The organism is Mesorhizobium sp. M7A.F.Ca.CA.002.04.1.1 (genome assembly GCF_004022805.1).
In the GTDB taxonomy this organism is placed as follows: Bacteria; Pseudomonadota; Alphaproteobacteria; order Rhizobiales; family Rhizobiaceae; genus Mesorhizobium; species Mesorhizobium ciceri.
Genome location: NZ_RZPL01001235.1, coordinates 1 through 678, shown reverse-complemented (window position 1 = coordinate 678; position 678 = coordinate 1). Strand labels below are relative to the sequence as shown.

Here is a 678-nt window from a genome sequence, read left to right as displayed (position 1 = left end):
CCTCTGCGCCTGCATAATGACCGTATGTCGACGACGCCCGAAGCCTGGTCGACTCCTGCCGGGAGGACATCCGCAATGGTCTCGATGACCGTCGAACTGCGCAATGTGGAGGACACGCGAGCCGCCATGGGCTGGGCCGGCGGCCACACGATCATCGTCGACCGGCCCGAAGGCAAGGCCGGCGGCATGGGCCTGGGCTTCAATGGCGGCCAGTTGCTTGCCCTGGCGATCGGCGGCTGCTTCTGCAACGATCTTCGCTACGTCGCCGAGGAAATGGGCGTAACGCTCGACAAGATCGCCGTGACCGTGACGCTGAACCTCGAAGGCAAGCCTTTGCTCGCGACCTCGTCAACCATGGCGGTTTCATGCACGACGCTGGACGGCTCCGACCCGGCCGAGATCATTACAAGGGCCGCGGCGATTTCCACGGTCAGCAACTCCCTGCGCCAGGGCGTGTCGGTGAGCATTGAAACGGCCGCAACGACGGCCGGCTTGTCGGAGGAATGATCCCCGGGAACAGGCGCATTGGCCGCGTGGATTGTCAGAGATCGCCAAAAAAGGCCCGCCGCCGGCACGGCAGAGCGATTGACCCAATTTTCTTCGGCATCTGGGCGCGTCAATCAGCCGCTCTATGTCTTCCCTTGTCGCAATGATCAACGATGGAGGTTGGCATGGATC

Annotated in this window: 1 protein-coding gene; it reads left to right on the top strand. The window is 63.0% G+C overall.

Annotation, left to right across the window (positions count from 1 at the left end; translation table 11 throughout):
- Positions 1 to 507 (top strand): OsmC family protein (locus ENZ75_RS33545; RefSeq protein ID WP_348630652.1); only part of this gene is annotated, 507 nt, incomplete at its 5' end.
- Positions 508 to 678: the final 171 nt, after the last annotated feature.